This is a genomic window from Streptomyces fulvoviolaceus (assembly GCF_000718165.1).
Taxonomy (GTDB): domain Bacteria; phylum Actinomycetota; class Actinomycetes; order Streptomycetales; family Streptomycetaceae; genus Streptomyces; species Streptomyces fulvoviolaceus.
Genome location: NZ_JOEY01000026.1, coordinates 1 through 26,384 on the forward strand (window position 1 = coordinate 1; position 26,384 = coordinate 26,384).

Annotated in this window: 27 protein-coding genes and 2 pseudogenes; 9 read left to right on the forward strand and 20 right to left on the reverse strand. The window is 70.0% G+C overall.

Annotated features, from left to right (window positions below):
- Positions 1-95: 95 nt before the first annotated feature.
- The 4 genes from IG08_RS0127085 to IG08_RS0127100 are packed head-to-tail and all read right to left on the reverse strand — an operon-like array spanning position 96 to position 3,163.
- Positions 96-500: a tautomerase family protein gene (locus IG08_RS0127085; RefSeq protein WP_030607625.1), complete on the reverse strand. Its 405-nt coding sequence runs from the start codon at positions 498-500 to the stop codon at positions 96-98.
- 48 nt (positions 501-548) lie between these two features.
- The gene (locus IG08_RS0127090) at positions 549-1,283 is read right to left on the reverse strand and encodes an SIR2 family NAD-dependent protein deacylase (protein WP_030607628.1); all 735 of its coding nucleotides are present in this window, start codon (positions 1,281-1,283) and stop codon (positions 549-551) included.
- Between the two features lie 60 nt (positions 1,284-1,343).
- Positions 1,344-2,012, reverse strand: a complete 669-nt coding sequence (locus IG08_RS0127095) for a response regulator (RefSeq protein WP_030607631.1) — start codon at positions 2,010-2,012, stop codon at positions 1,344-1,346.
- Positions 2,009-3,163, reverse strand: a complete 1,155-nt coding sequence (locus IG08_RS0127100; protein ID WP_078655774.1) for a sensor histidine kinase — start codon at positions 3,161-3,163, stop codon at positions 2,009-2,011. The genes IG08_RS0127095 and IG08_RS0127100 overlap by 4 nt, the downstream gene beginning before the upstream one ends.
- Positions 3,164-3,341: 178 nt before the next feature.
- Between IG08_RS0127100 and IG08_RS0127105 the strand changes: the two genes are divergently transcribed.
- Positions 3,342-3,974: a hypothetical protein gene (locus IG08_RS0127105; protein WP_030607639.1), complete on the forward strand. Its 633-nt coding sequence runs from the start codon at positions 3,342-3,344 to the stop codon at positions 3,972-3,974.
- 89 nt (positions 3,975-4,063) lie between these two features.
- On the opposite strand, the gene IG08_RS0127110 is transcribed toward IG08_RS0127105, so the two are convergent.
- Genes IG08_RS0127110 through IG08_RS0127120 form a run of 3 tightly spaced genes read right to left on the reverse strand, consistent with a single transcriptional unit; the run spans position 4,064 to position 6,211 of the window.
- Positions 4,064-4,558, reverse strand: coding sequence for an NUDIX domain-containing protein (locus IG08_RS0127110; RefSeq protein WP_030607641.1), 495 nt, complete (start codon positions 4,556-4,558; stop codon positions 4,064-4,066).
- Between the two features lie 22 nt (positions 4,559-4,580).
- A complete protein-coding gene (locus IG08_RS0127115) occupies positions 4,581-5,309 on the reverse strand; it encodes a hypothetical protein (protein ID WP_158812285.1) in 729 nt (242 codons plus the stop codon).
- Between the two features lie 26 nt (positions 5,310-5,335).
- A complete protein-coding gene (locus IG08_RS0127120) occupies positions 5,336-6,211 on the reverse strand; it encodes a helix-turn-helix transcriptional regulator (protein ID WP_052424901.1) in 876 nt (291 codons plus the stop codon).
- Between the two features lie 96 nt (positions 6,212-6,307).
- Here IG08_RS0127120 and IG08_RS0127125 point away from each other — a divergent pair, with 96 nt between their 5' ends.
- Complete coding sequence (locus IG08_RS0127125; RefSeq protein ID WP_052424902.1) at positions 6,308-7,174, forward strand: SDR family NAD(P)-dependent oxidoreductase; 867 nt, start codon at positions 6,308-6,310, stop codon at positions 7,172-7,174.
- Here IG08_RS0127125 and IG08_RS0127130 read toward each other — a convergent pair.
- Positions 7,171-7,665, reverse strand: a pseudogene (locus IG08_RS0127130) (ADP-ribosylglycohydrolase family protein); the annotation flags it as partial. The gene IG08_RS0127125 and the pseudogene IG08_RS0127130 sit on opposite strands and share 4 nt — an antisense overlap.
- Before the next feature lie 103 nt (positions 7,666-7,768).
- Positions 7,769-8,005 (reverse strand): hypothetical protein, encoded by a 237-nt coding sequence (locus IG08_RS0127135; protein WP_030607657.1) that lies wholly within the window; start codon positions 8,003-8,005, stop codon positions 7,769-7,771.
- A gap of 99 nt (positions 8,006-8,104) precedes the next feature.
- On the opposite strand from IG08_RS0127135, the gene IG08_RS0127140 reads away from it, so the two are divergent.
- On the forward strand, positions 8,105-8,341 hold the full coding sequence (locus tag IG08_RS0127140) for a GntR family transcriptional regulator (protein WP_030607660.1): 237 nt from the start codon (positions 8,105-8,107) through the stop codon (positions 8,339-8,341).
- Positions 8,342-8,877: 536 nt separating this feature from the next.
- Here the strand turns inward: IG08_RS0127140 and IG08_RS0127145 are convergent.
- From IG08_RS0127145 to IG08_RS0127185, 9 genes and pseudogenes are all read right to left on the reverse strand, one after another.
- Complete coding sequence (locus IG08_RS0127145) at positions 8,878-10,293, reverse strand: phage major capsid protein (protein WP_052424903.1); 1,416 nt, start codon at positions 10,291-10,293, stop codon at positions 8,878-8,880.
- 272 nt (positions 10,294-10,565) lie between these two features.
- Positions 10,566-10,763, reverse strand: a complete 198-nt coding sequence (locus IG08_RS0127150) for a hypothetical protein (RefSeq protein WP_158812286.1) — start codon at positions 10,761-10,763, stop codon at positions 10,566-10,568.
- Entirely contained in the window at positions 10,760-11,671 is a 912-nt protein-coding gene (locus IG08_RS55980) for a helix-turn-helix domain-containing protein (protein ID WP_052424904.1), read from the reverse strand. The genes IG08_RS0127150 and IG08_RS55980 overlap by 4 nt, the downstream gene beginning before the upstream one ends.
- The gene (locus tag IG08_RS0127160; protein WP_030607681.1) at positions 11,668-12,837 is read right to left on the reverse strand and encodes a hypothetical protein; all 1,170 of its coding nucleotides are present in this window, start codon (positions 12,835-12,837) and stop codon (positions 11,668-11,670) included. Before IG08_RS0127160 ends, IG08_RS55980 begins: the two co-directional genes overlap by 4 nt.
- A gap of 75 nt (positions 12,838-12,912) precedes the next feature.
- A complete protein-coding gene (locus IG08_RS0127165; RefSeq protein ID WP_030607684.1) occupies positions 12,913-13,143 on the reverse strand; it encodes a hypothetical protein in 231 nt (76 codons plus the stop codon).
- 46 nt (positions 13,144-13,189) lie between these two features.
- Positions 13,190-15,301, reverse strand: a complete 2,112-nt coding sequence (locus tag IG08_RS0127170; protein WP_030607687.1) for a bifunctional DNA primase/helicase — start codon at positions 15,299-15,301, stop codon at positions 13,190-13,192.
- Between the two features lie 278 nt (positions 15,302-15,579).
- Positions 15,580-15,762, reverse strand: a complete 183-nt coding sequence (locus tag IG08_RS0127175) for a hypothetical protein (RefSeq protein ID WP_030607689.1) — start codon at positions 15,760-15,762, stop codon at positions 15,580-15,582.
- A gap of 139 nt (positions 15,763-15,901) precedes the next feature.
- A complete protein-coding gene (locus tag IG08_RS0127180; protein WP_030607692.1) occupies positions 15,902-17,368 on the reverse strand; it encodes a recombinase family protein in 1,467 nt (488 codons plus the stop codon).
- Positions 17,369-17,420: 52 nt separating this feature from the next.
- A pseudogene (locus IG08_RS0127185) lies at positions 17,421-18,005 on the reverse strand (ADP-ribosylglycohydrolase family protein); the annotation flags it as partial.
- Positions 18,006-18,195: 190 nt separating this feature from the next.
- Between IG08_RS0127185 and IG08_RS0127190 the strand changes: the two are divergent.
- Positions 18,196-19,317: a glycerate kinase gene (locus tag IG08_RS0127190; RefSeq protein ID WP_030607699.1), complete on the forward strand. Its 1,122-nt coding sequence runs from the start codon at positions 18,196-18,198 to the stop codon at positions 19,315-19,317.
- 10 nt (positions 19,318-19,327) lie between these two features.
- Here IG08_RS0127190 and IG08_RS0127195 read toward each other — a convergent pair whose 3' ends face one another.
- The gene (locus tag IG08_RS0127195; RefSeq protein ID WP_030607702.1) at positions 19,328-20,524 is read right to left on the reverse strand and encodes a PucR family transcriptional regulator; all 1,197 of its coding nucleotides are present in this window, start codon (positions 20,522-20,524) and stop codon (positions 19,328-19,330) included.
- A 180-nt stretch (positions 20,525-20,704) separates the two neighbouring features.
- On the opposite strand from IG08_RS0127195, the gene IG08_RS0127200 reads away from it, so the two are divergent.
- From IG08_RS0127200 to IG08_RS0127220, 5 genes are read left to right on the forward strand one after another with little or no spacing between them, the layout of a single operon-like run.
- The gene (locus tag IG08_RS0127200) at positions 20,705-21,505 is read left to right on the forward strand and encodes an ABC transporter ATP-binding protein (protein ID WP_030607704.1); all 801 of its coding nucleotides are present in this window, start codon (positions 20,705-20,707) and stop codon (positions 21,503-21,505) included.
- A 5-nt stretch (positions 21,506-21,510) separates the two neighbouring features.
- On the forward strand, positions 21,511-22,275 hold the full coding sequence (locus tag IG08_RS0127205) for an ABC transporter ATP-binding protein (protein ID WP_052424905.1): 765 nt from the start codon (positions 21,511-21,513) through the stop codon (positions 22,273-22,275).
- A complete protein-coding gene (locus tag IG08_RS0127210; RefSeq protein ID WP_030607710.1) occupies positions 22,272-23,162 on the forward strand; it encodes a branched-chain amino acid ABC transporter permease in 891 nt (296 codons plus the stop codon). Before IG08_RS0127205 ends, IG08_RS0127210 begins: the two co-directional genes overlap by 4 nt.
- Positions 23,155-24,246, forward strand: a complete 1,092-nt coding sequence (locus tag IG08_RS0127215; RefSeq protein WP_030607713.1) for a branched-chain amino acid ABC transporter permease — start codon at positions 23,155-23,157, stop codon at positions 24,244-24,246. The genes IG08_RS0127210 and IG08_RS0127215 overlap by 8 nt, the downstream gene beginning before the upstream one ends.
- Entirely contained in the window at positions 24,243-25,505 is a 1,263-nt protein-coding gene (locus IG08_RS0127220) for an ABC transporter substrate-binding protein (RefSeq protein WP_030607716.1), read from the forward strand. The genes IG08_RS0127215 and IG08_RS0127220 overlap by 4 nt, the downstream gene beginning before the upstream one ends.
- A 54-nt stretch (positions 25,506-25,559) precedes the next feature.
- Here the strand turns inward: IG08_RS0127220 and pssA are convergent, their stop codons facing one another.
- The gene (gene pssA, locus IG08_RS0127225; protein WP_030607719.1) at positions 25,560-26,378 is read right to left on the reverse strand and encodes a CDP-diacylglycerol--serine O-phosphatidyltransferase; all 819 of its coding nucleotides are present in this window, start codon (positions 26,376-26,378) and stop codon (positions 25,560-25,562) included.
- Positions 26,379-26,384 lie beyond the last annotated feature (6 nt).

The window sequence follows — 26,384 nt, forward strand, 5'->3', positions numbered from 1 at the left end:
CCACCCGCTACGAGAAACGGGCCTACACCTACCTCGGCACCGTCACCCTTGCAGCCCTCATCATCTGGCTCCGCACATGATCCGAGAAACAGCGCCTAGAGCCCCCGTTGGGGATTCCCGCGCCGGTGGTCGAACTGCGTCACACCGTTGTATCCGTAGCTCTCCGGATGCATCTCGTACAGCGCCACGCCCGCCACGGGCGGCAGCAACCCCAGTGTGGTGCGCAGGAGTTCATAGGTCTCCCTGATGAACCGGGCCTTCTCATCGGCACTGTTGGTGCCGGCCGTGATGCTGACCTCGACATGCGCTCCGGTGGCCTCACCGACGGGCTCACCCGCGACGAAGTACCGCTCGGCGGGCACGAGGTTGAGATGCACGCTGGTCCGCTCGAGCGGCTTGTCGAGGACCGCGACCGACAGTTGGGTCAGGCCCTTGGCGAGGGTCTCCTGAGTGGCTCGGTCGAGGTGGGGGTCGCTGATCGTGGCGCGAATGAATGGCATGCGCACACACTGTCCGGGCCGGCCACGGAACGTCCACCGAAATTCACGCTAGCGGCTGCTCTCCCGAAGCCCCCGCAGCAGCTCCGGCAGAGCGGTTCCAATCGGCTCGCGGACGATTTCGTCGGCGATCTCGTCGTACGGCGTCGGCTCGGCGTTGACGATGACGAGCCGTGCCCCGTGGTCGGCGGCGACACCCGCGAGCCCGGCGGCGGGCTGCACCTGCAGACTGCTGCCGACGGCGATGAACACCTGGCAGGCCTTGGTGATCGCGACCGCCTCACCGAGCACGACCGGGTCGAGCCGCTCGCCGAACATCACGGTCGCCGACTTGAGGATCCCGCCGCACTCCAGACACGGCGGATCGTCCTCCCCGGCCTCGACCCGGGCGAGCGCATCCTCCATCGGCCCGCGCGCATGACACTTCGTACACACGAAACTCCGCGCGCTGCCGTGCAGTTCGAGCACCTTGCGGGCGGGCATCCCGGCGAGCTGGTGCAGCCCGTCGACGTTCTGAGTGATCACTCTGACAGGCACCCCGGACTGCTCCAGCTCGGCCACGGCAAGGTGCGCGGCGTTCGGCTCGGCCTTCAGCGTCCGATTCTTCCGCCGCATCTGCCACGACCGTCGCCGGATCTCGGGATCGCCCATGTAGTACTCGTACGTCACGAGCTTCTCGGCCCCTGGATCCCGTCGCCACAGCCCGTTGGGTCCTCGATAATCAGGGATCCCGGAATCGGTGGAGATGCCTGCGCCACTGAGGACGGCGACGAGAGGCTTGTTCATGGGCTGAGGGTAGGACGCCTGCGCGCTCGGACGCGAACGGATATCAGGGCACCGGCCCGGCTACGGGCGGCCTGCCTCCCCGGGGTGGACGAGGGCGTGTTCATAGGCGTACACGACGACTTGTACCCGGTCGCGGAGGCCGAGTTTGGCGAGGATGCGTGCGACGTGTGTCTTGACGGTGCCCTCTCCGATGAACAGGCCGGTGGCGATCTCCTGGTTGGACAGTCCGCGTGCCACCTGGCGCAGTACGTCGAGTTCGCGACTGGTGAGGGTGCTCAGCTCTGCCGGGCGAGAGGCGTGGGGCGGGGGGCTTGCGAGGAAGCGTTCAATGAGCCGACGGGTGGTATCGGGCCCGAGGAGGGCGTCTCCGGCGGCGACGACGCGGACCGCGTCCACGATGCGGTCCGGCGGATCGGTCTTGAGAAGGAACCCTGCTGCGCCGGCCCGCAGTGCCTCATAGACGTACTCGTCGATGCCGTATGTGGTCAGCACAAGTACCCGGGTCGGGTTGGGTAGTGCGGCAAGCCGGCGGGTCGCCTCGATGCCGTCGACCACAGGCATACGGATGTCCATCATGACGACGTCGGGTTTCAACGCTTTGGCGAGCGTCACCGCTTCGGCACCATCGGCTGCCTCGGCGATGACCTCCAGATCCGCCCGGGCCCCCAGGATGGTGCGCAGGCCCGCACGTACGACGGCCTGATCGTCGGCGAGGAGGAGGCGGATCATGACGTGGTGGGGAAGGAGGCGTTGACCTTCCAGCCTCCTCGTGGATCGGGCCCGGCCTCGAACCGGCCACCGAACACCGCGACGCGCTCTCGCAGTCCGATCAGGCCCCTGTGGGCGCCGGGGCCCGGACTGGCGCCGGTGCCGTCGTCGGCGATCTCCACCTCGACGCCGTCGTGGCAGTAGCGCAGGACGACCCGCACCTCGGCCCGGCCGGCGTGCTTGAGCACGTTGGTGAGTCCCTCCTGGACCACGCGGTACGCGTTGAGCTCGACGCTCGCGGGCAGGTCACGCTCCATTCCCTCGGTCCGGAGCCGCACCGCGAGCCCTGCCGTCCTCGTCGTGGCGACCAACCGTTCGACGTCGCTCAGGGTCGGCTGAGGGTGGAGTTCCGGCCTCGGCTCGTCGCGTATCAGCCCGACCAGTGTGCCCAGCTCCGCGATCGCCTCCTGCCCCGTCGTGCGGATCAGCCGGAGAGCCTCGCGAGCCTTGCCCGGGTCGACGTCGAGGACCTGCTCGGCCGCGCCGGCATGGAGGACGACCACCCCGAGTCCATGGCTGATGACGTCGTGCAGTTCGCGCGCGATACGGCGTCGTTCCTCGTCGGCGACAGCCTCGGCCAGCGCCTGCTGTTCCCGCTTCAGAAGGTCGGCGCGGCGCTCCGCGGTCTGGACCCGGCTGCGCAGCCGCTGCGCCGTCAGACCGACGGCGAGCGGGAGGGACAGGGCGGTGAAGGTCCACAACAGGTCGGGAACCGCCTCCTGCGCGGGCTGTCCGAGCCCCGTGGTCGCGGCGAACCCCGCGAGCAGGGCCAGCGCGAAGGGCAGGTTGCCGCCGTAGGCACCTGCGGAGTACGCGGCCACGAGTGCGACCAGCACCGATGAGCCCGTCTCGTAGTGCCCGAGGGCCACATACACGGCCGCCAGTGCCCCGAGGGCACCGGTGAACGAGATCAGCGGACAGACACGTCGTACCGCCAGGAACGCGGCGGACGTCATGGCCAGCGCCGCCGACGCCCACCGAGGCTCGGGCCAGTCCGAGGTGTGGAGCGCGTCGAGACCGACGTAGGCGGTCAGCAGGAGCGCCAGGACGACATCGAGCAACGGCGACCTCGCCACGCCCCGCACAGCGGAACCGAGCCCTTGGGCCTGCATGAGCGAACCATAGTCCTGGCCCGTCGGCGCCGCGTCTGCCCTGAGAGGGATCCGGCGTAGCCCGTGCGGCGCGACTGCCCCTGTCCGCGGACTGACGACACGTCCGGTCCCACTTTCCTACCGTCCATACCGGTGGCCCGAGCGGGCCGGAGCCGACCCAGGGCAAGGGAGCTCGATGATGGACCGATTCATTCGCGCAGGGACCGTTGCCGCAGTCCTGGGAGGTCTGCTGCTGGCCGTCGGGGCCTTCCTCCGGCTTCTGCCGCCGCACTACGAGCACTTCTCCGACGAGGTCGTCACCGGCACGTTCGCCGTCTCCTCGGCGCTCCGCTTCGCGGGGGCGATCCTCATGACGTGGGGGCTGGTCGCGATCCATGCCCGCCAGGCCGACCGGGCCGGCCGGCTCGGGCTCGTCGCCGTCGCCGCATGCCTGGCCAACATGGCACTTCAAGGGGGATGGATGTTCGCGGACCTCTTCATCGCGCCGACCTTCGCAAACGACGCGGCCCAGGTCCTCGACGGCGATACTCCCGGACGCCTGGCAGCGGCGGCCATAGCCGCGTGGTTCGCCAACTCCACCTTCGTCCTGCTGGGCATCGCGACCCTGAAGGCACGGGTCCTTCCCAAGATCTGCGGCATCGCACTGATCGTCGCCGGTGCGTGCGCCATGGTTCCCCTGCCGGTCGACGGGCCCGTCTTCGAGGTCACCATCGGAATCGCCTTCACCGTGGCAGGCGTTCGGGCACGCGCGGTCCGGGGGCCCGCACGACTCGCAGTTGAGACGCCCACCTTGAGCCATCCGGCTGCCTAGCCGCGGCCGGGGGCGTTGCCGGGGGATGGGAGCAGACCGCTCTTCGCGGCGGTCTGCTCCCCCAACTCCGGGGGAGTGTCGTCCGTGGGTCAGCCCACTCGGTGGCCGTTCTCCAGTTCCGCCGTCCCCGAGCCCTCAACGAGGACATCAAGGGCGGCCAGCACCCGGCGGCCCGACGAGCCCGGCAGGTACTCGGGGAGTTCCTCGCGCGGGACGAGTCGCCAGGACAGCAGTTCCTCCTCCTGCAACCGGATCGCCTTGAAGTCGTCCTCGGCGAGGACGCCGCCGTCGTACAGGTACGCCACCAGGGGCGGGCGGGCCGTCCCGTGCACCCAGTCCACCGCGAGCAGCCGGCCGAGTTCGCGGTCGAGGCCGATCTCCTCGGTGGTCTCGCGGCGCGCGCCCTGGCGCGGGGTCTCGCCCTCGTCGGACTCGATCGTGCCGCCCGGAAGTGCCCAGCCCTCACGGTAGTTGGGCTCGACGAGCAGGACGCGGCCCTCGGCGTCGCGGAAGAGGGCGGCGGCGCCGGCGAGGACGCGGGGGAGACCCGCGATGTACGTGGCGAAGTCTTGGGTGGTGGTCATTGAGGAAGGGTAACCAGGCCGTTCAGCACGTGGTCGCCGCAACGACGGTGGCGGAGTGCTCGCTGTCGTCGGGGTCGATGCTGCGGGTGAACCGGTAGCACTGCTCGACCGTCGCGGGCGGGTCGACGTCGTCGTGCACGAGGACGTCGACGGTGGCCGTCTCCCCTTTCCGCACCACCTCCCTGACGTCGAAGGTGGGACCGAGAGCCTGCCTCACCCCCGTGCGGGTCAGATCGGCGGCGTACATGTTCGTGATGCGTGTGCGCGCCAGTTCGGTCAGGCTGCGGATCCGTTCGCTCGGACGGCATACGGCGTCGTCCCGCACGGTCACCTTCGTTGTCCAAGTCCGGTCCGCGCGGCGGGTGTAGACGAACCCGAGGCAGCGCTGCACCTGGGTGGGGCCGCCGTGTACGAAGAGGAGCGCTTCCTCGTCGTACACGGCGGATCTGAACGCGGTCGCCGTGAACGCTCGGCGCGCCGAGTCGTACGTGATCAACGGAGCCTCGGTGTGCTGCCAGACCAGCCCGGTCAGCGCGTCCGTGCCGGTGCTACGGCTCGCGGCGAGCGCACGGGCCGTGCCGTCCCCGTCCTCGCGGGCGCCCTGGAGCACCGAGGCGAGGGCGTCCTCCTCGCGCTCGCTGTTCACGTGCCCCGCATGCCAGACCGTGTACCAGAAGTAGGCGACCAGGCACGCCGGGACGATCAGCAGGACGAGACAGCCGTTGGCCACGCGGCGGGTCGCACGCCCCATGGCCGAGGCAGTGTCGGTCGCGCCGGTCATCGGCTGCCCGTGACCAGTTCGCGCAGGCGTGCCTCCGCCTCGCTGCCCGGCTCGGGGAAGTGGCAGATCATGCTCAGCCAGGGCGCCTCCTCCAGCGCCATCCGGACATACGACACCTCGAACGCGCCCACCGCCGGGTGGTCGTAACGGCGGACCGAGGAGCGGAACTCGACGACGTCGTGGTCCTTCCAGAGGGCGGCGAACTCCGGGCTGGTGGCGAGGAGCTCGTCGACCAGTTCCGTGAACCGGGGGTTGTCGAGCTCGTACGCCGCCTGCTGCCGCAGGAGTCCGGCCAGCCAGCGCGCCTCCGCCTCCCACTCCGGCATCAGCCTGCGCAGCAGGGGCTCGCGGAACAGCATCCACACGCTGTTCCGCTCCCGGCGCGGCCGGTCGAGCAGGGCGCTGCCCAGGATCCGCTCCTGCGCCCGGTTCCAGGCCAGGATGTCGAAGCAACGGTCGATCACGAACGCCGGGTTGGGCATCAGCGTGTCCAGGAACGTGCGGACCGCGGCCGGCACGTCGAAGGAGCGTTCGGCAGGTTCGGGGACGGGCAGTCCGGCGAGGCGGAACAGGTGCGCGCGCTCCACCTCGTCCAGCTGGAGTGCACGGGTCAGGGCGAGCAGGATCTGCGGCGAGACGTTGATGTCGCGGCCCTGTTCGAGCCAGGTGTACCAGGTCAGGCTCACCCCGGAGAGCAGGGAGACCTCCTCTCGGCGCAGGCCCGGCGTACGGCGGCGGCCGCCCGGCGGCAGGCCGGTGTGCGCGGGGTCGGCGCGCTCGCGGCGGGAGCGCAGGAAGGCGCCGAGGGCCTTGCGGCCGTGGTCCTTGGTGGGCGGGGGCGGTGTCGTCTCCGGTGGTGGTGTCGTCGGCACCAGTAAATTCTGCACTCTTCAACCGGGCCGCGACCTGCCGGAGGGTGGGAGGGACAGCGACCTCCCAGGTCAACTCCCTGTTGAAAGGCGGCCCTTGTGGCTGAGCTCACCCCTCCCCGTACAGTCCTCGTCACCGGCGCCACCGGTGGTGTCGGGTCCGCCGTCGCCCGCAGACTGCACGCGGACGGCTGGATCGTGTACGCGGCCCACCGGAAGCCGACGGACGCGGCCGCGCTGCGGGACGCCGGATACACGCCCGTCCGCATGGAACTGACCGACGAGGAGTCCCTCGCCACCGCGGCCGAGACGGTCGGGCCCAGGCTCGACGGCCTCGTCAACAGCGCCGCCGTCATGGGGCAGGGGCCGGTCGAACTGACCCCCGCCGAGGCGTGGCGCCGCCAGTTCGAGATCAACGTGATCGGCCAGACGGCGGTGATCCGGGCGTTCCTGCCCGCCCTGCGGTCGGCGAGCGGCCGTATCGTCAACGTCGGCGCGGTCTCCGCGCGAGTCCCCCCGCCCTTCTTCGGCCCGATCGCCGCCTCCAAGGCCGCCCTCTCGGCGCTCACCCAGGCCCTGCGCATGGAGCTGCGGCACCAGGGCGTCAAGGTCTCCCTCGTCGAACCCGGCGCCATGGACACCCCGATCTTCGCCACCGCGGACAAGGCGAGCGCGGAGACGGGCTGGGCGGGATCGTCCGAGACCCAGCAGCTGTACGCCCGGGCCCTGGACGCCGTACGGACGACAGCCGCCCGCCAGACGCTCGGACCCGTCGACCCGGCCGTGACCGCGATCGTCCGGGCCCTGACCGCACGCCGCCCCGCCACGCTCTACACGACGGGCCGGGACGGCCGCGCCCTCGCCCTCCTGCGGTTCCTGCCGGACGGGGTGCGCGAGCGGCTGCTGTTGCGGGGGATGGGGGTGACGGCGGAGGCATTCGCCAAAACCCCCGTGCCGGTCGGCTAGACCTCCGTCTCCGCCAACCGCACCGTCCGCTCCGCCAGCTCGCTGATGTGCACCCCGTCGAAGCCGAACACCGCGCTGCGGACCCTGTCCTCCAGGGGCTCCTTCCACTGGGCCGGGATGGCGTCCGCGCCGGTCAGTACGCCGGCCACCGAGCCCGCGGTCGCGCCGTTGGAGTCGGTGTCCAGGCCCCCGCGGACGGTGAGCGTGATGGTGCGCGTGAAGTCGCCGTCGCCGTACAGCAGCCCGGCGGTGAGGACGGCGGCGTTCGGGATGGTGTGGATCCAGCCGAGCCCCGCGGTCTCCTCGGCAACCGTGGTGAGGGTGTCCTCCCAGGTCATCCGGGTGTCGTGGAGGGAGACCACCCGGCGGACGGTGCGGGCGAGGCGGCTGCTCGCGGGGATGACGGCCAGGGCCTGGTCCACGGCCTGCCGCACCGTGTCCGCCGTGAACGCCGCCGAGATCAGCGCCGCCGCCCACATCGCGCCGTACACGCAGAAGTTTCTAAGTGTGTGTAGATCTTGCCCAGGACCGATCCTAAGCGCGGACATGGGTGCGCCCCCGGCGGGGGGAAGCCGGGGGCGCGGTCTGTGGCGGTCAGAGGGCGCGGTACGCGGCCCACAGGGTCTGTTCGGTGCCGCATCCGCAGTCGGCGGAGCATGCCTCACAGGTGCGCAGGTGGATCTTCCAGGCGGCATACGCGGCGTGCTTCTCGGGTCCGTCACCGACCCAGATCGCGGTCTTCTTCAGGCCGATCGGGCCGGAGCCCGTGTCGGCCAGCTCGTCACGCAGGTCGTCGGCGGCGGTCCCGTAGACCGGTTCCCTGATGTCCATGGTCCGCTCCCTCGTTCGCTGGTCCTATGAACCGTACTACCCCCGGGGGTGGTATGGGGTAGCTATGGCAGGCCCGGGGTGGGCGGCTAAGACTGGATCATGAGCATCGACCGGGAGAGCCCCGTACCGCCGTACCGGCAGGTCGCCGACGACCTGCGCGAGCAGATCGCGTCCGGGAAGATCCCGCCGGGCAGGCGCATCCCGTCCATGGTCGAGCTGGAAGCCACGTACGGGGTGGCGCGGGACACGCTCCGCAAGGCGACCCAGGTACTCAAGGACGAAGGCCTGGTGGAGACGGTCAACGGGATGGGGAGCTACGTCGTCAAGCCGGAGTGATCACGGCCGGTGGGTGGCGGAACCTGGGAACATCCCCATGACCCAGGCCCCACCAGGAGGGCGCGCCCCACGATCCCTCGTGATCAGCGTACGGCATGCGAATTTGCAGCAATTCGCTTGCCTGGCGCAACGGCTTTGCGTTTGCTGGAGTGTAGTGGATCATTCCAATCTGTTAGCCGACACAGGCCTCTGACCTGCACGTTTGATGATCCGTTACAGCGAACCTTTGCTGAAGCGTAGAGTCGGAAGATGATCACAAGGGCTGTGTGGTCGACAAAGGATCATGCCCGTTCATGATCCACCCCCCTACCTCCGGACATAATCGCAGGTCAGAGGCATGATCAGCCCGGGGAGGGATTTACAGTCAACCCCCGCGATCTTGTTTGCACTGCAAATGGATCACTATAGGGTGGCAGAATCCTTGACTGCAAATTGCAAAGCAAACAGGCCCTGAACAATCACCGGGATCGAAGCGGTGATGATCAGGGCCTGTTGCCCACGGTACAGAGATCACATTACGCGATCACTGCTGCGGGTCACGCGGTCGTCGGGATGTCGAGCATGCGGAACGCACCATCGTTGACCGAGTCGGAGCCAGTGCGGAACCACAGCAACGCACCACGCTGACCAGTCGGAAGCCTGTTCGAGCCGAACATGTTGGGGATCAGTTCGAGAGTCGAGCCGATGCGATCGACGATCACGAAGTTCCTGAAGTCTCCATACACGGCCACGTAGTTGGACTGTGTGGCGGCCACGTTCAGCGTGGAGTCCATGTTGCTGTTCTCGTGGACCGGACGACCGAGCAGGTACGGCGGATTGCCGGTCAGCTCGGGGAACTTCAGCGCACCGGCCGTGGTCTCGTACTGACGGAAGGTGTTCATGGTGGGAAGACCCATGATCCACTGAGCGTTGGGCTGCCAGCGCGGACCGAGCGCGTTCTGAAGCGCGTACGCGTCACTCGACACCATGGCCTCGGAGCCGGTGGTGTTGATCTCACTGGCCGTACCTGCGAGGGCCGTCACGATGCCGGTGGGTGCGGTCGAGCCGGGGCCGGTCGTGAAGGCCGTGGCCTGCAACTGGTCCGCCGCGTCGGCAAGCACCATCTTCAGCTGCCCCAGGAGGTCGACAGCGTCCATGCCCACCTCGAAGGAGTACTGAGTGAACGCGTCACCCTTGTACACCGGGATGGGCGGCTGAGCGATCGTCGGCGTCACGTCGGCAACCTCGGTCGCCTCGGCGATCCACTGGGCACTCACGCCCGCGCTGGTCACGCCGCGCCACTCGTTGGTCACGGTCTGCACCACGCGGGAGATCCGGCGCATCGGGTTGTTGCTGCCGTCGTTCGTGAGGATCACGGCCGGGTCCAGCGTGAGGGGGATGAGGTAGCCCCCCGCGTTTCCGGTCGTCGACATGGCGCGCATCTCGGACTGCACGTTGACCGCGCGGCGGTACGCCTCGGACTCTTCCGGCGTCCACATCAGATGCCCGCGCTCGGGGTCGGCGGCCAGCCGGGCGAACGCGGTCGCGTAGTGCTCGTCACCGGCGGCCAGGGCCCACCGGGCGACCAGGTTGCGGGAGGTCGGGAGACCGGTGTTCAGCAGGCTCTCGACGCGCTCGGCACCGTACGCGGGGAGGTCTCCGGACCGCGTGAGGCTGTCCAGGACGCGCATGGCGCGGTTGTGGCTCTCGGTGCGGGCAGGGGTGCGGCGACCGCCCCCGGAGCCGAAGCCGGTACCGGCCTCAGTCGAGCCGGACTCAGCCATGGCGCGGATGTCTTCCTTCTTGATCGCGTTCGAGAGACCGAGGTAGAAGCCACCGGCGAGACCGCCGGGGATGTCACCGGCTTCGTCCATGCGCCGCTTCTCGGCGAGGATCTCGGGGTGGGTGGCGCCGGTCAGCCAGGCTTCCAGCTGAGCGCGCGTGGCGGTCTTGAGGTCGGGTGCAGCAGGCACGGAGGATCTCCAGGGTTCAGGCGGATGTGACCACGCGTGTCCCGGTGGCGGTCCCTGCGGTGCGCTCCGCGCCCCCGCTCGGGGTCCTGCCGGAGGTCAAGCGGTGGAATCGGCCCCCCTGGGGCGTATCCGGCCGCGACCTAGCATGATCAGTGTACGTGATCCGAAGCCCTGTACGCCTCTGTAGCGCGTCCGTACCCCGGGTCGGGTATCTGGGACACGGAATGCCCCCCAGGGCCGCAGAACGGCCGCCAGGGGGCGTCACGGGGCTGCTACATCGCCCCGAACATCGTGCCGATCGCGGCGAACGTGGCACCGAGGGCACCGGAGATCGTGGACCCGAGGGATACCCCCAGGGTGACGCCCCACAGGGCGCCGATGATCAGCCGGAGCTTGTCCTTGCCGCCGGAGACGAAGAACACCACCAGGGCGACGACGGTCATGATCAGGGACACCATGGCAGCAGTCATGATCCGCTCCCGTTCACTCGTACTGCGCTGAGATCACGCTTGGCCGTGGCCGGGCTGACCTTGAGGAGTTGGGCGGCCTGAGGGCCGGTCAGGTTCGGCTGGTCCACCAGGAGCTCACGGAGCCGCTCATGGCGCTCTGAGCGCTCAGGGCTTGAGCGCTCAGAGCCGCTCTCCGTCGGCTCAGGAGCGCTCGCGGTCGTGATCTCTTCCCGCAGGGCCTCGCTGAGCCGCTCGGGAGTGAGCCCGCCCCGGTCGTCGGTGCCCCACGTGACCCCGGTCAGTTCACCCGAGCCGCTCAGGGCCTGCGCCTCGTCCATGGCGAGCGCTCGTGAGCGCTGGAGCTGGCGCTGTACGGCCACCATGGCCCGCTGTCCGTCGACCACGGAGCGCTCAGCGCGCACCCAACCGGCCGTGGCCGGGTCGAGCCGCGCCTCAGTGGTCCGCATCATGATCGCCCAGAAGCCTTTTGCCACCAGGGAGACCCCGGCGCCCGCGATACCGATCCACAGGTTGCCGCTCAGGGACCCGTGGGCCGCGATCAGGGTCATGGACAGCACCAGGGCGCCCCAGCCCGCCCACCGGGGCAGGGCGGACCGCTCGGAGTCGTACCGGGCGATCCACTCCAGGGTCAGGCAGCCGATCCACGCGGCATCGAACACGGCCGCGATCCCGTAGCTGATCACCGGGTTGAACGCGGTGCTGAGCAGGGCGCCGATGGCAACCGTGCTCCACACGATGGCGCCGGTCAGGATGAACACGGCCAGCGCGGTCACGGCCTTCACGGCCTGCGCGTCCCGGTCCTTCGGGGGGATGCCGACCTGGACCTTGTGCACCTCGTCCACCAGGTGCGTCACACCGTCGATGGTCTTGGGGGCGCTGCGGGTGCGGTTCTCGGTACGGAACTTCATGACTGGCCGTCCTTCGGGGCGAGGGTGAAGAGCGCGGGGTAGTCGTCGGCGTCCTTGACCAGGACTCCCTTGCCGACCAGGGCCTTCAGGGCATCGGAGACGCGGTTCTGGGGCAGGCCGGTGGCGTCGATGACCTCTTTCGCCTCCATCGGGCGCTCGGCGATCTCCAGGGCGAGGCAGACAAGCTGCTGGTTGTCGCTCAGGGGCACCGGCTTGGGCACCGGCGCGGCCTCGGGGAGCTTGGAAAGCGTGATCGCCGGTACCGGGGCGGTAACCGGACCAGAGTCCGGCTCCGGGTACCCCAGGGGGGCATCGGGCAGGGCCACGAACCGCTCCGGGCTGAGCCAGAAGGCGGAGAGCTTGTGCGGCTTGCGCTTGGCCGCGTGGATCAGCAGGGCTCCCGCGCCGATCAGCTCATGCGGCATCCAGTCGGGGAGCGACGGGAACACGACGTCGGACTCAATCCGGGAGTGCACGCGGTGGGCCAGCGTGAGATCGATGTTGGCCTGGATCTCCGACGGCAGGTTGACCCTGGACGGGTGTTGGATCCCGAACCACAGCCTGATCTTGAAAATGCGCGCCATGTCGACCAGGGAGCAGAGTTCCTCGAACTGCTTTGTGGTCAGGTTCCGGACCACGGAGGACGTCTCGTCCACGATGATCACGAGTTCGGAGCCGTCACGGGCCGGGTCAGCCAGAAGCTCACGGATCCGGCTCACGAGCCCGTCCGGGCTGGTTATGCAGCGGGCCTTACCGGCGTACACGGCGGCCTCGGGACCCCCCGGCTTGAGGTCCCAAATCTCCAGCCCCGCACCGGACTTGAGGGCGTGAGCGCTCATCACGCGCATGGTTGAGCTCTTGCCCGAGCCGGTGAGCCCGGCGACCACGGCGTGCCGGTCGATCCGGATCTTCACCGTGAGCCAGAGGCCGCGCCGCGCGATCCGTACCGGGGTACGCATCGTCACGGGCGCCGTGGGCTCCTGCCACAGGAAGCGCCGCGCGAAGACCTTGTGCAGGGCCCACACGGACAGTCGGCGGCCGTACCGGTTCGGGTTGAGGGCTCGTACGCGGGCCCGCTCGGCCTTGCGGATCTTCCGCACCGACACCGCGTGCTTCGCCCACATGGTGAGGGCGATCAACGCGACGACGAATAGGATGCTGATCATGGGTGCGACTCCTTCGTAGTCGTTGATCCCTAGGCGCGTCTCCGGGCTTTGACCCCGGGGCGCGCCGCTTGATCTCTAGAGGTAGGTACCGGGGCGGAAGTCGTCCGGCTCGGGAGCGTTCGGGTGGATGATCGCGACGCCCTCGCGGGAGAACCCGAGAGCGGAGCGGCCCTCTACGAAGTCGTCCATGATCTCCAGGACGTCGGCGCCCCCGAGCAGGAGATCGAGGTTCTCGATCACGTGGGTACGGAGCTTTTCGACCAGGCGGGCGGTCAGTTCCTCGGTGATGGGGTTCGGGATGGTCATGGTGTTACTCCTTCGGGGATGATCAAGGTTTGCCGGCTGAGGTGGATCATGGATTTGGGGTGTCCCCCTCGGAGGGGTACAGAGGGGTGTCCCCCTCGGTCGGAGGGGTACAGGGGACAGCAGGGGGACACCCCCGGCTGACCTGGGCTTTAGCCGTCCCCCTCCAGGGGGACACCAGGGGGACACCCGGTGTCCCCCTCTCTCCGGGGGACGTAGTCCCCGGGGAGGGGGACAGGCGCAACTTCCTTGCAGAGATGGCCGTAGAGAAGTCATCCGTCTTGTGCTTGATCTCCACGTGGTTCAGGGCCAGGAAGCCCTTCGCGCCCCGGATGCTGGCGTCGTCGGGTACTCCGGCCGCGTCCAGCTCTCGGATGATCCGTTCGACGTTGTTGACCGGAGCAGGGGCCGACCGCTCTTCGTTGAAGGGGTCCGGCTCCTCGAACACCGTGGAGACCTTCCCGGGCTGCCCCTGCGCCGCCGTGGACGTCATCACCGCCGTGGCCACCGCCCGGTCCAACAAGTGCGCCATGGCGCCCCGGTTGTCCTTGCGCAGCACAAGCCGTGAGCGGCCCGTGGACCCCGGGCTGAGGGTGGCTACCTTCTGCACCTCGTACAGCGATCCCTGTACGGCCTGAGACTTGCGCACGGACCCGGCCTGACGGTCCTTGTCGCCGTGGCCCACGTGGTCGATGAAGACGCCACAGGCGCCGTGAAGGGTGAACTCCGCGAAGCACTCCTGAATGACCATGTCCACGCCGCTCGGGTGGTATGGGTCGAGCTTGCGGGATGTGATCGCGGAGTTCATGGCGTCCAGGGTGATCAGCTTGACGTTCGCCTTCACCTCGGGCGTGAGAGCGTCACGGTCAGCCGTGGTGCGCAGCACGTGGAAGCGGTGCCGGATGTCCTCCGCCCTGGCACCCGCGTTCAGGAGCCGGGTCAGGAGGGCGTACTGATCGTTGTTGTCGTACTCCCAGTGCACGACGATGCCGCCCTCGGTCAGGGTGCGGGCGTGAAGCTCCCCGAGCATCACGGATTTACCGATCGTCCCGTCGCCGTAGATGCCGTTCACATGGGCTTCGTAGAACAGGCCGTGTCCCATCCGGTGGCCCTCGATGAGTCCGACCGTGGGGGAGGCCGTGCGCGCCGTGCCGTTCAGGATGGCGTCCAGGGCATCGGACACCGACTCGACGGGGATCGTGTGCTCGCTGGCCTCGTACGCGTCCACCGTCTTGCGCACCATCCGGCGGACACGCTCCTGAGCGACCGCCTTCGCGTTGCCCTCGACTGCCATGAACGCGGCGATCTCGTCGGACATCCATGACTGACGACCGGCCGCGACCGTAGCCACCTCGGCGCCGGTCACGGGCACGGCGTCGGCCACGGACCATCCGGCCGCCAGGTGGTCGTACGCGTCGGCCTTCTCGTCCTCCACGCGGCTCATGACGACCCGGTACGGGATGCCACGGGCGGCCAGGGTCTCGCCCACCTTTGCGGAGCGCTTCTCTCCCGCCGCATCGCGGTCCCGCCACACGACGACCATGGACGCGCCCTTGAGCGTGTCGGCGTCGGCGTCCTTCCAGTTGGCCGCGCCCCCGAGGTTCGTGGTCGCCGTGACGCCCGCCAGGGTCAGCGCGTCGGCGTCCTTCTCGCCCTCGGCAAGGTGGATCTCGGCGCCGGTCTCCAGGGCCGCGAGCACCTCGGGGAGGCGGTACAGGACTCTGCGGGTGCCGTTCAGGCCCGGGGTGCCGTTGGCCGCGTAGACGGGGAAGTCTTTGCTGGGAGTTCGCTTCGTGGTGAACAGCGGGGTCCCGTTCTCGTTGACCCACGTGTAGGTGCACCGCGCCGGGTACGGCACGGGCAGGCCCTCAGGGACCCCTGCGGGGGCGCTGGGGGGCTCGTCAGCCTCGGGGGCGTACAGGTCGGCAAAGGAGAGACCGAGGGCGCTCAGCACGTCCACCGTCGAGCAACCGGCGCGGCAGTAGATCAGTACCTTGTCGTCGGTGTCCGTGATCACAAGGGAGGGGTTGTGATCGTCATGCGCCGGGCAGTGCGTCTCCTGCTCGCCGAACCCGCCCGTCTTGATCGTGTCCGCAAGCTCTTGGAGGTCAGGGGAGAGGTCAGGACCCATCAGCAGCGCGTCGGCGGCGGTGCCGGTCATCGCGACCGTCCCCGGTACAGGGCGCGCAATGCCGTCAGAGTTGCCGCACCGGGTATCCGGGCCGTCTCCGAGGGGCGCTTTTCTGCGCTATTCTTGGAACAGGTCATTACGGGTTCTGAAGAGTCCGCCTCGTCGGTCACGAGGCGGGCTTTTTGCTGTGCCATGTCGGCTCTTCCGAATGGTCATCTTTCGTTCTCCCTGGTCTCGGTCGTGGTGCCTTTGTGCAGGATCCGGGGCGGGGCTGTTGCGCTTACCGGTTCCTCGGTGCTGGGTGGATCTCAGGCGTCCGTGAGCATCTCGCTGGCCTCGCGCTCCAGCTCGTCGGCTTCGTCGCGGGCCTGCTTCGCGATGGCCCGCAGGTACGCCGCCCGGTGCTCGGGAACGTCCAGCCGGGCGACCGCAAGGCGGGCCCTGATGATTTCGGGGGTGCTGAGATTGATGTACTTCCGCACCTTGCTCACGGTGGTCTCCTCAGAACGTAAAAGACCGCAGTCCCGAATTCGGGTCCTGCGGTCTAGGTCGAGTTCCACTATATCTGAGGACAGAGGCTTTATCGGGCCTTTCCTCCCCCACTTGGGGGGGCTTTTGGTTTGTGTATTCCTACAGACTTTGTGAGTCGTGGGATTCCTGGTTCCAATAGAGCCTCTCGGCCTCGGACTGGCCCCGCCCCCGCCGTACCCGGACCTCACCCAGCAGGGCGGGCACCAGGAGCAGAGCGGCCACCGCGCGGCGCGTGGACACCTCTGCGCCCTTCCACCATCCGGCGACGTCATCGGCCGGAACTCCCACCAGGGCGGGGGGAGTTGACAGCTCGCGCTCCCGGATCTCCAGGGCCGCGATCTCCTCTTCCTTCGCTTCGATCATCCGGGCCAGTACGCGGCCCTCCGCGAGGGTCTCGGGGGTGGCCTCCTCCATCTCCGCGAGCTGCGGCCGTACGCGCGCCAACTCCGCCCGGACCGCGTGCAGTTCGGGGCTCTCACCGTCGTCGGCGGCCAGCTCCTTGTGGATCTCGGGGCGGGACAGGTACGCGATGATCTCGCCGGTCACGATCTCGTCGACCGCGTCCTTGTTGATCCGCGTGCAGCCCTTGCCGTGGCACTGATAGGCGGCGGGCTGGTCCTTGCCCCCTGCCCGGCGGTACGTGACCGTCATGGCCTCGGAGCACACGTCGCAGCGCAGCACGCTGGAGAACGCGTGGCGTGCCCCGCCGGGCCGGACGGTCCGCCGGGCCTGGTCCGTGATGATCGCCTGCACTGCCCAGAAGGTCCCTTCGAAGGCGGGGTCATCGGTGATCGCGGGCCAGGTCGCCTGAGTGGTCCGGCCGTGGTGCGAGCGCTGCCCGATGTACGCCACCTTGGTCGCCATGCCCCGCAGGGTGGCCGCACCGAACGGCGTGCCGCGTCGGCTGGCGATCCCGCGCGCTGCCCAGTCGGCCGCGATGGTGCGGAAGCTGTGACCGGCCCTGAGCCGCTCGAACAGCTCGACGACGTTGGGCGCGGCCTCGGGGTCGACGTACTGCCGGACCGGCTTCATGCGGCCTTTGATCATCTTGTACTCGCGCAGGTAGCCGTACGGGCACACGCCGTGCGGCTTGCCGTCGGCGGCGGCAGAGGTGACGTCCCGGAGTACCCGGCGGTGCGTCTTGTAGCTCTCGAACTCCGAGTCAACCGCGTCTTCCAGGAGGGACTTACGGTCGCGGCCGTTGGTCGGGTCGTAGGTCCGGCCGTGCGAGGTGACGTGGATCTTGTAGCCGCCCTCCTCGCAGAGGTCGATCAGGGTGCACCACTCGCCGGTCTTGCGGGACCCCCGGCTGTTCTCCCAGATCATCAGGACGTCACCGGCATCGCCGAAGGCGTGCGTCCGAAGATCGTCTGTCAGCCGGTCGAAGTCGTCGCGGCTCTTCTTCGCGTACCGGCTGGCGCTGCCGATGTCGCGGTACGGCTCACCCAGGACGGCATCGATCTCGTCGGCGGCGGCCAGGTTCTCCCGGTGCTGGTCCTCGGGGCTCTGCTCCTGGCCGCTGTGGTCGATGGAGACCCTGAGATACTCGCGCGCGGTCCTGGTCATGTGGTGCCCCCTCGTGTGCCGGAACCCCCATCCTGGCACCACTAAGGAATTTGTGCACGCCGTTGCCGGTGTGGGACAGCACCGCGTCCCGGCGGGCCAGGGAGGCGGCGCGGCGCGGGACGCCCGGGCAGGTCCAGCCGTAGATGTCGGCGCGGATCAGGGCGCCGATCCACTCCTGGTACGGATTGTCGTACGTCGCCGTCAGCGGCGGTTTCAGCCCGTTGGCGAGGTTGCGATAGGCGGCCCGCTCCGCCGTGAAGGTCTGCAGATACGGCAGCCGCAGCAGCCACAGGTCGCCCACCTGCTCCGTGCTGAAGGCGAAACCGTGGGTCTCCAGGAGGTCGAGGCCGAGGATGGCGTAGTCGACGTCGTCGTCGCGGCAGCTGCCGTGGATGCGGCCGCGGACGCACTCGCGCCACTCGGGGCGCAGTTCGAAGCCGTCGTTGTCGCCGACGGGCTCCGGAAGGTAGTCGGTGAGGGGGAGGGCGGCGGCCTGCCGCAGATAGCGGTCGATACGGTCCCGCGTCCACAGGTCGCCCTGCTCGACCGGCTTGCCGAGCATGTTGCCCGCGATCCGGCCCAGCCAGCCCCCGAGGATGCGGTCGGCGAGCTCTGGCTCAGTGCCCACAGGGGTCATAGGACCGGTTTACCCAATTCCGGGCACTCGCACAGAGGAGTCGCAGCGCGTTCTCAAGGTCCGGCGGTGCATGACGGCGGGGGCCACCTCCGGTTAAGGTCGCTGCGGCGCGACTGGCCTGACATGCGTGAGGCCTGGAGAGCAAGGGGATGGCAAGGTGGCGGACGCTGCAGGCAAAGGGGCCCAGAGGGTGCTCATCGCCGCGGACAAGTTCAAGGGGTCGCTGACGGCCGTGCAGGTCGCCGAGCGGGTGACGGCCGGGCTGCGCCGGGTCGTGCCAAACCTCGAGGTCGAGGCGCTGCCCGTGGCAGACGGCGGCGACGGGACCGTGGACGCGGCGGTCGCGGCCGGGTTCGAGCGGCACGAGATCAGGGCTGCCGGACCCCTCGGGCAGGAGGTGACGGCCGCCTTCGCGCTGAGCGGGGACACCGCGGTCGTGGAGATGGCGGAGGCCAGCGGGCTGCAGCGGCTGCCCAAGGGCGTCTTCGCGCCGCTCACCGCCTCCACCTACGGATCGGGCGAACTGCTGCAGGCCGCGCTCGACGCGGGCGCCCGCACGATCGTGTTCGGGGTCGGCGGCAGCGCCACCACGGACGGCGGCGCCGGCATGCTGTCCGCGCTCGGCGCACGCTTCCTGGACAAGGAGGGGGAGCCGGTCCCGCCGGGCGGCGGCGGTCTCGCCGAGGTGGCCTCGGCCGACCTGTCGGGCCTGGACCCGCGCCTCGCCGACGTGGAGCTGGTGCTCGCCAGCGACGTCGACAACCCGCTGACCGGCCCGAAGGGCGCACCCGCGGTCTACGGCCCGCAGAAGGGCGCCTCCCCGGACGACGTGGAGACGCTGGACGAGGCACTCGCCCACTACGCGCGCGTGCTGGAGGGCGCGGTCGGCGCCAAGGCGGCCGAGCTCGCCGCGGCACCGGGCGCGGGCGCCGCGGGCGGCATCGGATACGGCGCTCTGCTGATCGGCGCCCGCTTCCGCCCCGGCATCGAGGTCATGCTCGACGTCCTGGGCTTCGGGCCCGCGCTGGAGCGGACGACGACGCTGGTCATCACCGGCGAGGGCTCCCTCGACGAGCAGACCCTGCACGGCAAGGCCCCGGCGGGCGTCGCGGCCGCGGCCCGCGCCGCCCACAAGGAGGTCGTCGCCGTGTGCGGACGCCTCGCCCTGCCGCCGGAGGCCCTGGGCAGGGCCGGCATCCGGCGCGCGTACCCCCTGACCGAGGTCGAGCCGGACGTGGCGAAGTGCATCGCGGAGGCCGGGCCGATCCTGGAGCGGGTGGCAGAGCAGATCGCGCGGGATTTCCTGACCTGATCCCGGCTGATCATCTCCGGGCGCCCGACAACCGGTACGCGTCCAGCGCCAGCGTCATCTCGATCAGGTCCCTGGGCCGGGCCAGGGACCGTGACGTCAGCTGTTCCAGCCGCCGCAGCCGGTTGAAGACCGTGTTGCGGTGGCAGTACAGCCGTCCGGCGGCCCGGCCCGCCGAGCCCTCGCAGGCCAGCCACACGTCGAGGGTCTCCAGGAGCACCGCCCGGTCGGCGCACTCCAGCTCGAGGAGCGCGCCGAACACGTCCGCCACCAGCCGGTCGGCGAGCTCCGGCTGACTCACCACGAGCGCGGTCGGCATCCGCTGGTCGAGCCGTACGACCGCGGTCGCGTCCGGTGTGCAGGTGCGCAGGGCCAGCTCGGCGAGCCGCCGGGCCTGCCCCAGCTCGGCCAGCCCGGGCACCACCGGACTGATGCCACCCGGCCCCGAGCACCGCCCGTCCAGCGCCCGCGCCACGCCGTCCAGGCCCTGGCCGGGCGTGAGCGCGACGACCCCGACCTCGCAGTCCGCCCGCATCCGCCAGATGAACCGGAACCCGGCGCCCCGCACCGGCCGCCCGCACGCCTCCCGCCGCTCGGCCCGCAGCACCACGACCGCATACGGCCCGTGCTCCGGCAGATCGAGCCCCGCGGCCGCCCGCGCCGCGAGCCCCGGCGTTGCCTGCCCCTCAAGGAGCGCGTCGAGCAGCGCCTGCAACTGCTCGTCCGTGCGCCGCCGCAGCTCCGCCTCCGTGGACCGGTATGCCTCCGACGCCGCCTGCGCCTGCGCGTCCACCGCCGACCACACCATCGTCGTCGAGCGCATCAGCGCGGCGAGCCGCTCCGGTTCCCGCCCGGCCGCCCCTTCCACGAGCGCGTCCCACACCAGGTAGCCGGCACTCCGGTACGCGTGCACGAGGAGGTCCAGGGGCAGCCCCTGCTGGGCCCGGCGGCGGCCCGCGTCCTCGGCGTACTCCAGGTCGCGGCGCGGCGAGTCCCGGGGCGCGGAGATCGTCTCGATGCCGATCCGCATCGCCTCCTCCGCCTCGCGCCACTGCTGGTCGTGCGGGAGCACCCGCCCGTAGACGGGGGAGTACTCGGTGAGTTGCCGCAGGTGCTCGTCCACCAGCTCCGGCACTCGTTCCAGCAGAGCCGTGCAGGACTCCGCGAGCAGCTTCCAGTCATGACCGGTCCGCGGTCGGCGCCCTCCCATGTCCGGAGGATGCCACCGGGTCACGGCCGCGCACAGGCCCCTGACACGGGGTGTTGTGCGCGTGCACAACGTGCGGCCCGGCCCGCTGGTCACCCGCAGCGATTCGGCCGCGGGCCGTGGACGGACGCCCCCGCCGGTGCTGGGGTGAGCGCCACACCGAGTCAGGACAGGGGGAAGTCCATGGGCGGTTCCGGACTGGTCGTACAGGACCTGTCGGTCGGATACGGACCCGTGCGGGCACTGCGCCGGGTGTCCCTGGAGGTGCCCGAGGGAGCCGTGGTGACGGTCCTCGGCTCCAACGGCGCGGGCAAGTCCACGCTGCTGCGGGCGATCAGCCGGACGCTGTCCTTCCACGGCGGCGCGGTCACCGAGGGCAGCGTGAACCTGAACGGCAGACGCCTCGACGGACTCGCCCCGGACCGGGTGGTCGCCGCCGGGGTGTCCCAAGTCCCGGAGGGGAGAAGGGTGTTCGCGCGGATGACGGTCGCCGACAACCTGCGCGCGGGCGCCCTCGGAGGCGACCGCTCAGGTCGAACCACGGCCCTCGACCGCGTCCACGAACTCTTCCCCGTACTCGCGGAACGCTCCGGGCAGCGCGCCGGCCTGCTCTCCGGCGGCGAACAGCAGATGCTCGCCGTCGCCCGCGCCCTGATGGCCACTCCGAGAGTGCTGCTCCTCGACGAGCCGTCCCTCGGCCTCGCCCCGCTCATGGCGGAGCGGATCGCCGACACCGTCCGGGAGATCAACGCCCAGGGCACCTCTGTCCTCCTCGTCGAACAGAACGCCGCCCTCGCCCTGCGGCTCGCCACGCGCGCGTACGTCCTCGAAGTCGGCGAGGTGACCTTGTCCGGCCCCGCCGCGGAACTGGCCGCCTCCGACGAGGTCCGCCGCCGCTATCTGGGAGTGGTCGACGAGGACGCGGCGGCGGACGCCGAACAGACCGGCGCCACCAGGCGGACGCTCACCCGGTGGAAGGGGTGACGCCCATGGAGGCCCTCGAAGTGCGCAACCTGACCGTCCGATTCGCCGGGCTCACCGCCCTCGACGACGTGAGCTTCACGGTCCGCCCCGGCACCGTGCACGCCCTCATCGGCCCGAACGGCGCCGGCAAGTCCACCTGCTTCAACGTGCTCTCCGGCGTCTACCGGGCCACGCAAGGCAGCGTCCGCTTCGGCGCGCACGAGCTGACCGGCATGCCTCCGCACCGCATCGCCGGCCTCGGCGTCGCCCGCATCTTCCAGAACCTCGCGCTGCCGCCCCGCGCCACGGTCGAGGACAGCCTGCTCCTCGGCCGGCACCGGCTCACCCGGACCGGCTTCCTGGCCGCCGGACTGCGGCTGCCCTCGGCGGCCCGCGAGGAGCGGCTGCACCGTGAACGAGTCCGCGAGATCGCGGAGTTCGTCGGCATAGCGGACTGTCTGGACCGCCTCGCGGGCTCCCTCCCGTACGGGCAGCAGAAGCTCGCCGAGCTCGCCCGCGCCCTGTGCATGGAGCCACGTCTGCTGCTCCTGGACGAGCCGGTCGCGGGCATGACCGCCGACGAACGGCGCCGTACGGCCGCCGTGATCGCGGGCGTCCGGGACGGCCTCGGCATCTCGATCGTGCTGGTCGAACACGACATGGGGGTGGTGATGCGGCTCGCGGACGCGGTGACCGTACTGGACTTCGGGCGCCGGATCGCCGACGGCGCCCCCGTCGACGTACAGAACGATCCGGCCGTCGTACGCGCGTACCTGGGGGCCGGATCATGAGCACCTTCGCCGAAATCCTCCTGAACGGCGTCTCGTTGGGGTCGGTTTACGCGCTCATCGCGCTCGGCTTCGTGGTGATCTTCCGGGCCACCGAGGTCGTCAACTTCGCCCATGCCTCACTGCTGTTGGCGGGGGGCTACGTCACCGCCACCCTCCACGACGACATCGGCTTCTGGCCCGCGCTGCTCGCCGGGATCGCAGGTGCCGCGCTGGTCGGTGCCGCCGTGGAGTTCCTGGTCATGCGGCGCTACCGGGGTGCCGACCACAGCGTCCTCGCCATCGTCACCATCGGCGTCGACATCCTGCTGACCACGGAACTGACCCGCCGTATCGGCACGGATGTCCTGGTGATGGGGGACCCGTGGGGCGACGCGGTGCTGAAGCTCGGGTCGATCTCCCTCGCGCACACGCGGATCGCCGCGTTCGTGGCCGCGGCGCTGCTCATCACCGCGTTCCTGCTTGCCTTCCGGTACACCTCGTGGGGCGTGGCGATGCGCGCGGCGGCGGAGAGCCCGGAGACCGCCGCGCTGATGGGCGTACGTCTGGGGCGGGTGTCGCTGGGGGCTTGGGCCGTGGCAGGGGGGCTTGCGGCCGTGGCCGCGCTGTTCCTCACCGTCTTCCCGACGCCGGGCCTGGAGCGGGCCACCTCGCTCGCCGCGCTGAAGGCCTTCCCGGCCGCGATCCTCGGCGGGCTGGACTCCACGACGGGCGCGCTGGTCGGCGGGCTCCTGGTCGGCATCACGGAGTCGCTCGCCACCGGCTACCAGAGCGATCTGACGTTCCTGGGCCGTGGTCTCGGCGACCTGGCGCCGTATCTGGTCATGGTGGCGATCCTGCTCATCCGGCCGGCCGGGCTGTTCGGGACGAAGGAGCTGGCCCGTGTCTGAAGCCCTGGTGAAGCCGTTGCGGCTCGTTCGGACACGGAGGACACGGACGTACGTCTGGACCGCCGCAGCCGTCCTCCTCCTCGCCCTGCCCTTCTACCTGGACCGCTTCTGGCTCCAGGCAGGCCTGTTCGCCATGGCCGCCGCCATCGGCGCGATCGGCATCAACCTCCTCACCGGCGCGACCGGACAGCTCTCCATGGGGCACGCCTTCTTCCTCGCCGTCGGTGCTTATGGGTACTGCGTGTTCGCGGCCGACGGCGGAGACGGCCTGACCGGGCTCGGACTGCCGACCTGGCTCGCGGCCGTGCTCGCCGTGCTGGTCGCGGGCGTCGCGGGCGGGCTGTTCAGCCCCATCTCGGGCCGGCTCAGCGGCGCCTATCTCGGCATCGCCACGCTCGCGCTCGTCTTCATCGGCCAGCACGTGATGTTCAACGCGCACGACCTGACCGGCGGTGCCAACGGCCGTGACGTACCGCCTCTGAACCTGTTCGGCCTGACCTTCGACGACCGTGAACTCCTCGTCGCCGCCGTGCCGTTCGGGTCGGCGGAGAAGCTCTGGTACGCCGGTCTGGTCGTCCTCCTGGCCGGCGCCCTGTTCGCCCGCGGGGTGTTGCGCGGCCGCCCGGGACGGGCCATGAACGCGATCCGCGACCACCGCATCGCCGCAGGCGTGATCGGTGTGCCCGTCGCCCGCCACCGTGCCGCCGTCTTCGTGCTGTCGTCGATGTACGCGGGCCTCGCGGGCGTCCTGCTCGCGCTGGTCTTCCAGCGGACGGTGCCCGACTACTTCGGCATCACGCTGTCCCTGGAGTACCTCGCCATGATCGTCATCGGCGGGCTCGGCTCGGTCTCCGGCGCGGTGGCCGGGGCCGTGTTCGTGTCGCTGCTGCCGCAGCTGCTGACCCGCTACAGCGATGCGCTGCCCCTGGTCTCCGCCCCCGGCACGGGCGGGATCGCACCGGGCGAGGCATCCCGGTACCTCTACGGCGCCGCCGTCGTGCTGGTGGTGCTGTTCCTGCCCGGCGGCCTGGTCAGGGTGGCCGCCCGGCGTCGCGTCACAACCCACCCAGGGGAGGAACGATGAACACGACGTATGCGGCCAGGGCCGCCGCGGGCGCCCTAGCGGCCCTGCTCGTGCTGGCCGGATGCAGTTCCAAGGCCAAGGACGACGACGGCGACAAGGCGGCCGCGGGCGGGGTGAAGACCGGCGACGGCATCTCCGGCAAGACGATCACCCTCGGCGCGCTCACCGACATGACCGGCGTCTACGCCACCCTCGGCAAGAGCGTCACCCAGGCCCAGCAGCTCTACGTGAAGCAGCTGAACGCCGCCGGCGGCGTCTGCGGCTACAAGGTCCGGCTGTCGATCCGTGACCACGGCTACGACCCGCAGAAGGCCGTGTCCGGGTACACCGAACTGGAGCCGAAGGTGCTGGGCTTCGCCCAGTTCATCGGGTCCCCGTTCGTCGCCGCGGTCAAGCAGCGCATCGACGGCCAGGACAAGGGGCTGGTGCTGCCGCAGGCGTGGTCGGCCGCGCTCCTCGGCAGCCCGTACATCCGGGTCATCGGCTCCACCTACGACATCGAGACGATCAACGCCGTCGACTTCCTGATGCAGGAGAAGGGGATCAAGAAGGGCGACAAGATCGGTCACGTCTACTTCGAGGGCGACTACGGCGAGAGCGCCCTCGTCGGCTCCCGGCACGTCGCGCAGGAGGAGGGGCTGACCGTCGTGGAACAGAAGATCAAGCCCACCGACAACGACATGACCGCTCAGGTCGCCGCCCTCAAGCAGGCCGGCGTCAAGGCGATCGTCATCAGCGCGGGCCCGCGCCAGGCGGCCTCGCTCGTCGGCGTCGCCGCGGCTGGCGGCTTCAATGTGCCGATCATCGGCAACAACTCAGCCTTCGCACCCCAGCTCCTCGCCACCCAGGCGGGACCGGCCCTCATGAAGAACTACTACGTGTCCTCGCCCTCGCTCCCCATCGGCGCGGACACCCCGGAGGCGAAGAAGCTCGTCGCCGACTACCAGGCGGCCTATCCGAAGGACGCCCTCGACAACGGCATCGTCGCCGGCTGGACCGCGGTGTCGGCCTTCGGCGAGGCCCTGAAGAAGGCCTGCGCGAGCAAGGACCTCACCAGGGAGGGTGTCGACAAGGCCCTGCTGTCGATCGACTCCTTCGACGTCGGCTTCGGCATCGCCCAGGACTTCACGGATCCCAAGTCCGCGTCCTCCAAGCAGAGCGTCATCCTGCAGCCGGACAAGAGCGTGACGGGCGGCATGAAGGTCGTACGGGAGGCCGAGGCGTCCGAGATGGCCGAGGCGTACACGCCAGGGGCCTGAGACAGCCGAGAGGGCCCGAACCGGTTACGGTTCGGGCCCTCTCGAAAGTCGCGATTACGGGAGCTGCGCCGCCCGCGCCTCACGCCGGTTGTCGCGGAAGTTGTTCACCCGGCGGGCCGTGGCGAACAGCGGGATGACCGCGCCCATGACCAGCTGCAGTGCACAGCCCGTCTGCAGGAGCAGCTGTCCGCTCGGGGCGTCGAACGCCCAGGCGGCCAGGAGGCCCATCGACAGGACGATCCAGGAGAGCATCGCCACCGCGAGGCGGCCCCGCGGCTTCGGGTACTCCACCCGGCTCACCATCAGCCACGCCGTCCCCAGGATGGCCAGCAGCGTCGCCACGAAGGGCAGCTCGAGCAGCACGATCGAGACCACCGTCAGCGCGCCGAACGGCGACGGCATGCCCTGGAAGGTGCCGTCCTTCACCGTCACGCACGAGAACCGCGCCAGTCTCAGCACCACCGCCAGGAGCACCACGATCGCCCCCACCGCCGCCACCCGCTGGGACGCGTCGTCCGCGACCATGCCGTAGACGAGGACGAAGTACGCCGGTGCCAGGCCGAAGCTGACCAGGTCGGAGAGGTTGTCCAGCTCCGCGCCCATCGGCGACGAGCGCAGCTTGCGCGCCACCAGTCCGTCGAACAGGTCGAAGACGGCCGCGCACAGCATCAGGATGACCGCGGTGGCCGCGCTGTTGCGCGCCATCCCGGACTCCTGGCTGTCGGTCAGGTGCGGGATCAGGATGCCGGTGGTGGTGAAGTACACCGCCATGAAGCCGCACGTGGCGTTGCCGAGGGTGAGGGTGTCCGCTATTGAGAGGCGGAGAGAGAGGGGCATCTCCTCCTCTTCGTCCACCTCGTCGGCCTCGGGCACCCAGCC

Coding starts and splice junctions, on each gene's coding strand:
- IG08_RS0127085 (WP_030607625.1), bottom strand. CDS start 500: ATGCCATTCATTCGCGCCACGATCAGCGACCCCCACCTCGACCGAGCC.
- IG08_RS0127090 (WP_030607628.1), bottom strand. CDS start 1,283: ATGAACAAGCCTCTCGTCGCCGTCCTCAGTGGCGCAGGCATCTCCACC.
- IG08_RS0127095 (WP_030607631.1), bottom strand. CDS start 2,012: ATGATCCGCCTCCTCCTCGCCGACGATCAGGCCGTCGTACGTGCGGGC.
- IG08_RS0127100 (WP_078655774.1), bottom strand. CDS start 3,163: ATGCAGGCCCAAGGGCTCGGTTCCGCTGTGCGGGGCGTGGCGAGGTCG.
- IG08_RS0127105 (WP_030607639.1), top strand. CDS start 3,342: ATGGACCGATTCATTCGCGCAGGGACCGTTGCCGCAGTCCTGGGAGGT.
- IG08_RS0127110 (WP_030607641.1), bottom strand. CDS start 4,558: ATGACCACCACCCAAGACTTCGCCACGTACATCGCGGGTCTCCCCCGC.
- IG08_RS0127115 (WP_158812285.1), bottom strand. CDS start 5,309: ATGGGGCGTGCGACCCGCCGCGTGGCCAACGGCTGTCTCGTCCTGCTG.
- IG08_RS0127135 (WP_030607657.1), bottom strand. CDS start 8,005: ATGGACATCAGGGAACCGGTCTACGGGACCGCCGCCGACGACCTGCGT.
- IG08_RS0127140 (WP_030607660.1), top strand. CDS start 8,105: ATGAGCATCGACCGGGAGAGCCCCGTACCGCCGTACCGGCAGGTCGCC.
- IG08_RS0127150 (WP_158812286.1), bottom strand. CDS start 10,763: ATGACTGCTGCCATGGTGTCCCTGATCATGACCGTCGTCGCCCTGGTG.
- IG08_RS55980 (WP_052424904.1), bottom strand. CDS start 11,671: ATGAAGTTCCGTACCGAGAACCGCACCCGCAGCGCCCCCAAGACCATC.
- IG08_RS0127160 (WP_030607681.1), bottom strand. CDS start 12,837: ATGATCAGCATCCTATTCGTCGTCGCGTTGATCGCCCTCACCATGTGG.
- IG08_RS0127165 (WP_030607684.1), bottom strand. CDS start 13,143: ATGACCATCCCGAACCCCATCACCGAGGAACTGACCGCCCGCCTGGTC.
- IG08_RS0127170 (WP_030607687.1), bottom strand. CDS start 15,301: ATGACCGGCACCGCCGCCGACGCGCTGCTGATGGGTCCTGACCTCTCC.
- IG08_RS0127180 (WP_030607692.1), bottom strand. CDS start 17,368: ATGACCAGGACCGCGCGCGAGTATCTCAGGGTCTCCATCGACCACAGC.
- IG08_RS0127195 (WP_030607702.1), bottom strand. CDS start 20,524: ATGGGAGGGCGCCGACCGCGGACCGGTCATGACTGGAAGCTGCTCGCG.
- IG08_RS0127200 (WP_030607704.1), top strand. CDS start 20,705: ATGGGCGGTTCCGGACTGGTCGTACAGGACCTGTCGGTCGGATACGGA.
- IG08_RS0127205 (WP_052424905.1), top strand. CDS start 21,511: ATGGAGGCCCTCGAAGTGCGCAACCTGACCGTCCGATTCGCCGGGCTC.
- IG08_RS0127210 (WP_030607710.1), top strand. CDS start 22,272: ATGAGCACCTTCGCCGAAATCCTCCTGAACGGCGTCTCGTTGGGGTCG.
- IG08_RS0127220 (WP_030607716.1), top strand. CDS start 24,243: ATGAACACGACGTATGCGGCCAGGGCCGCCGCGGGCGCCCTAGCGGCC.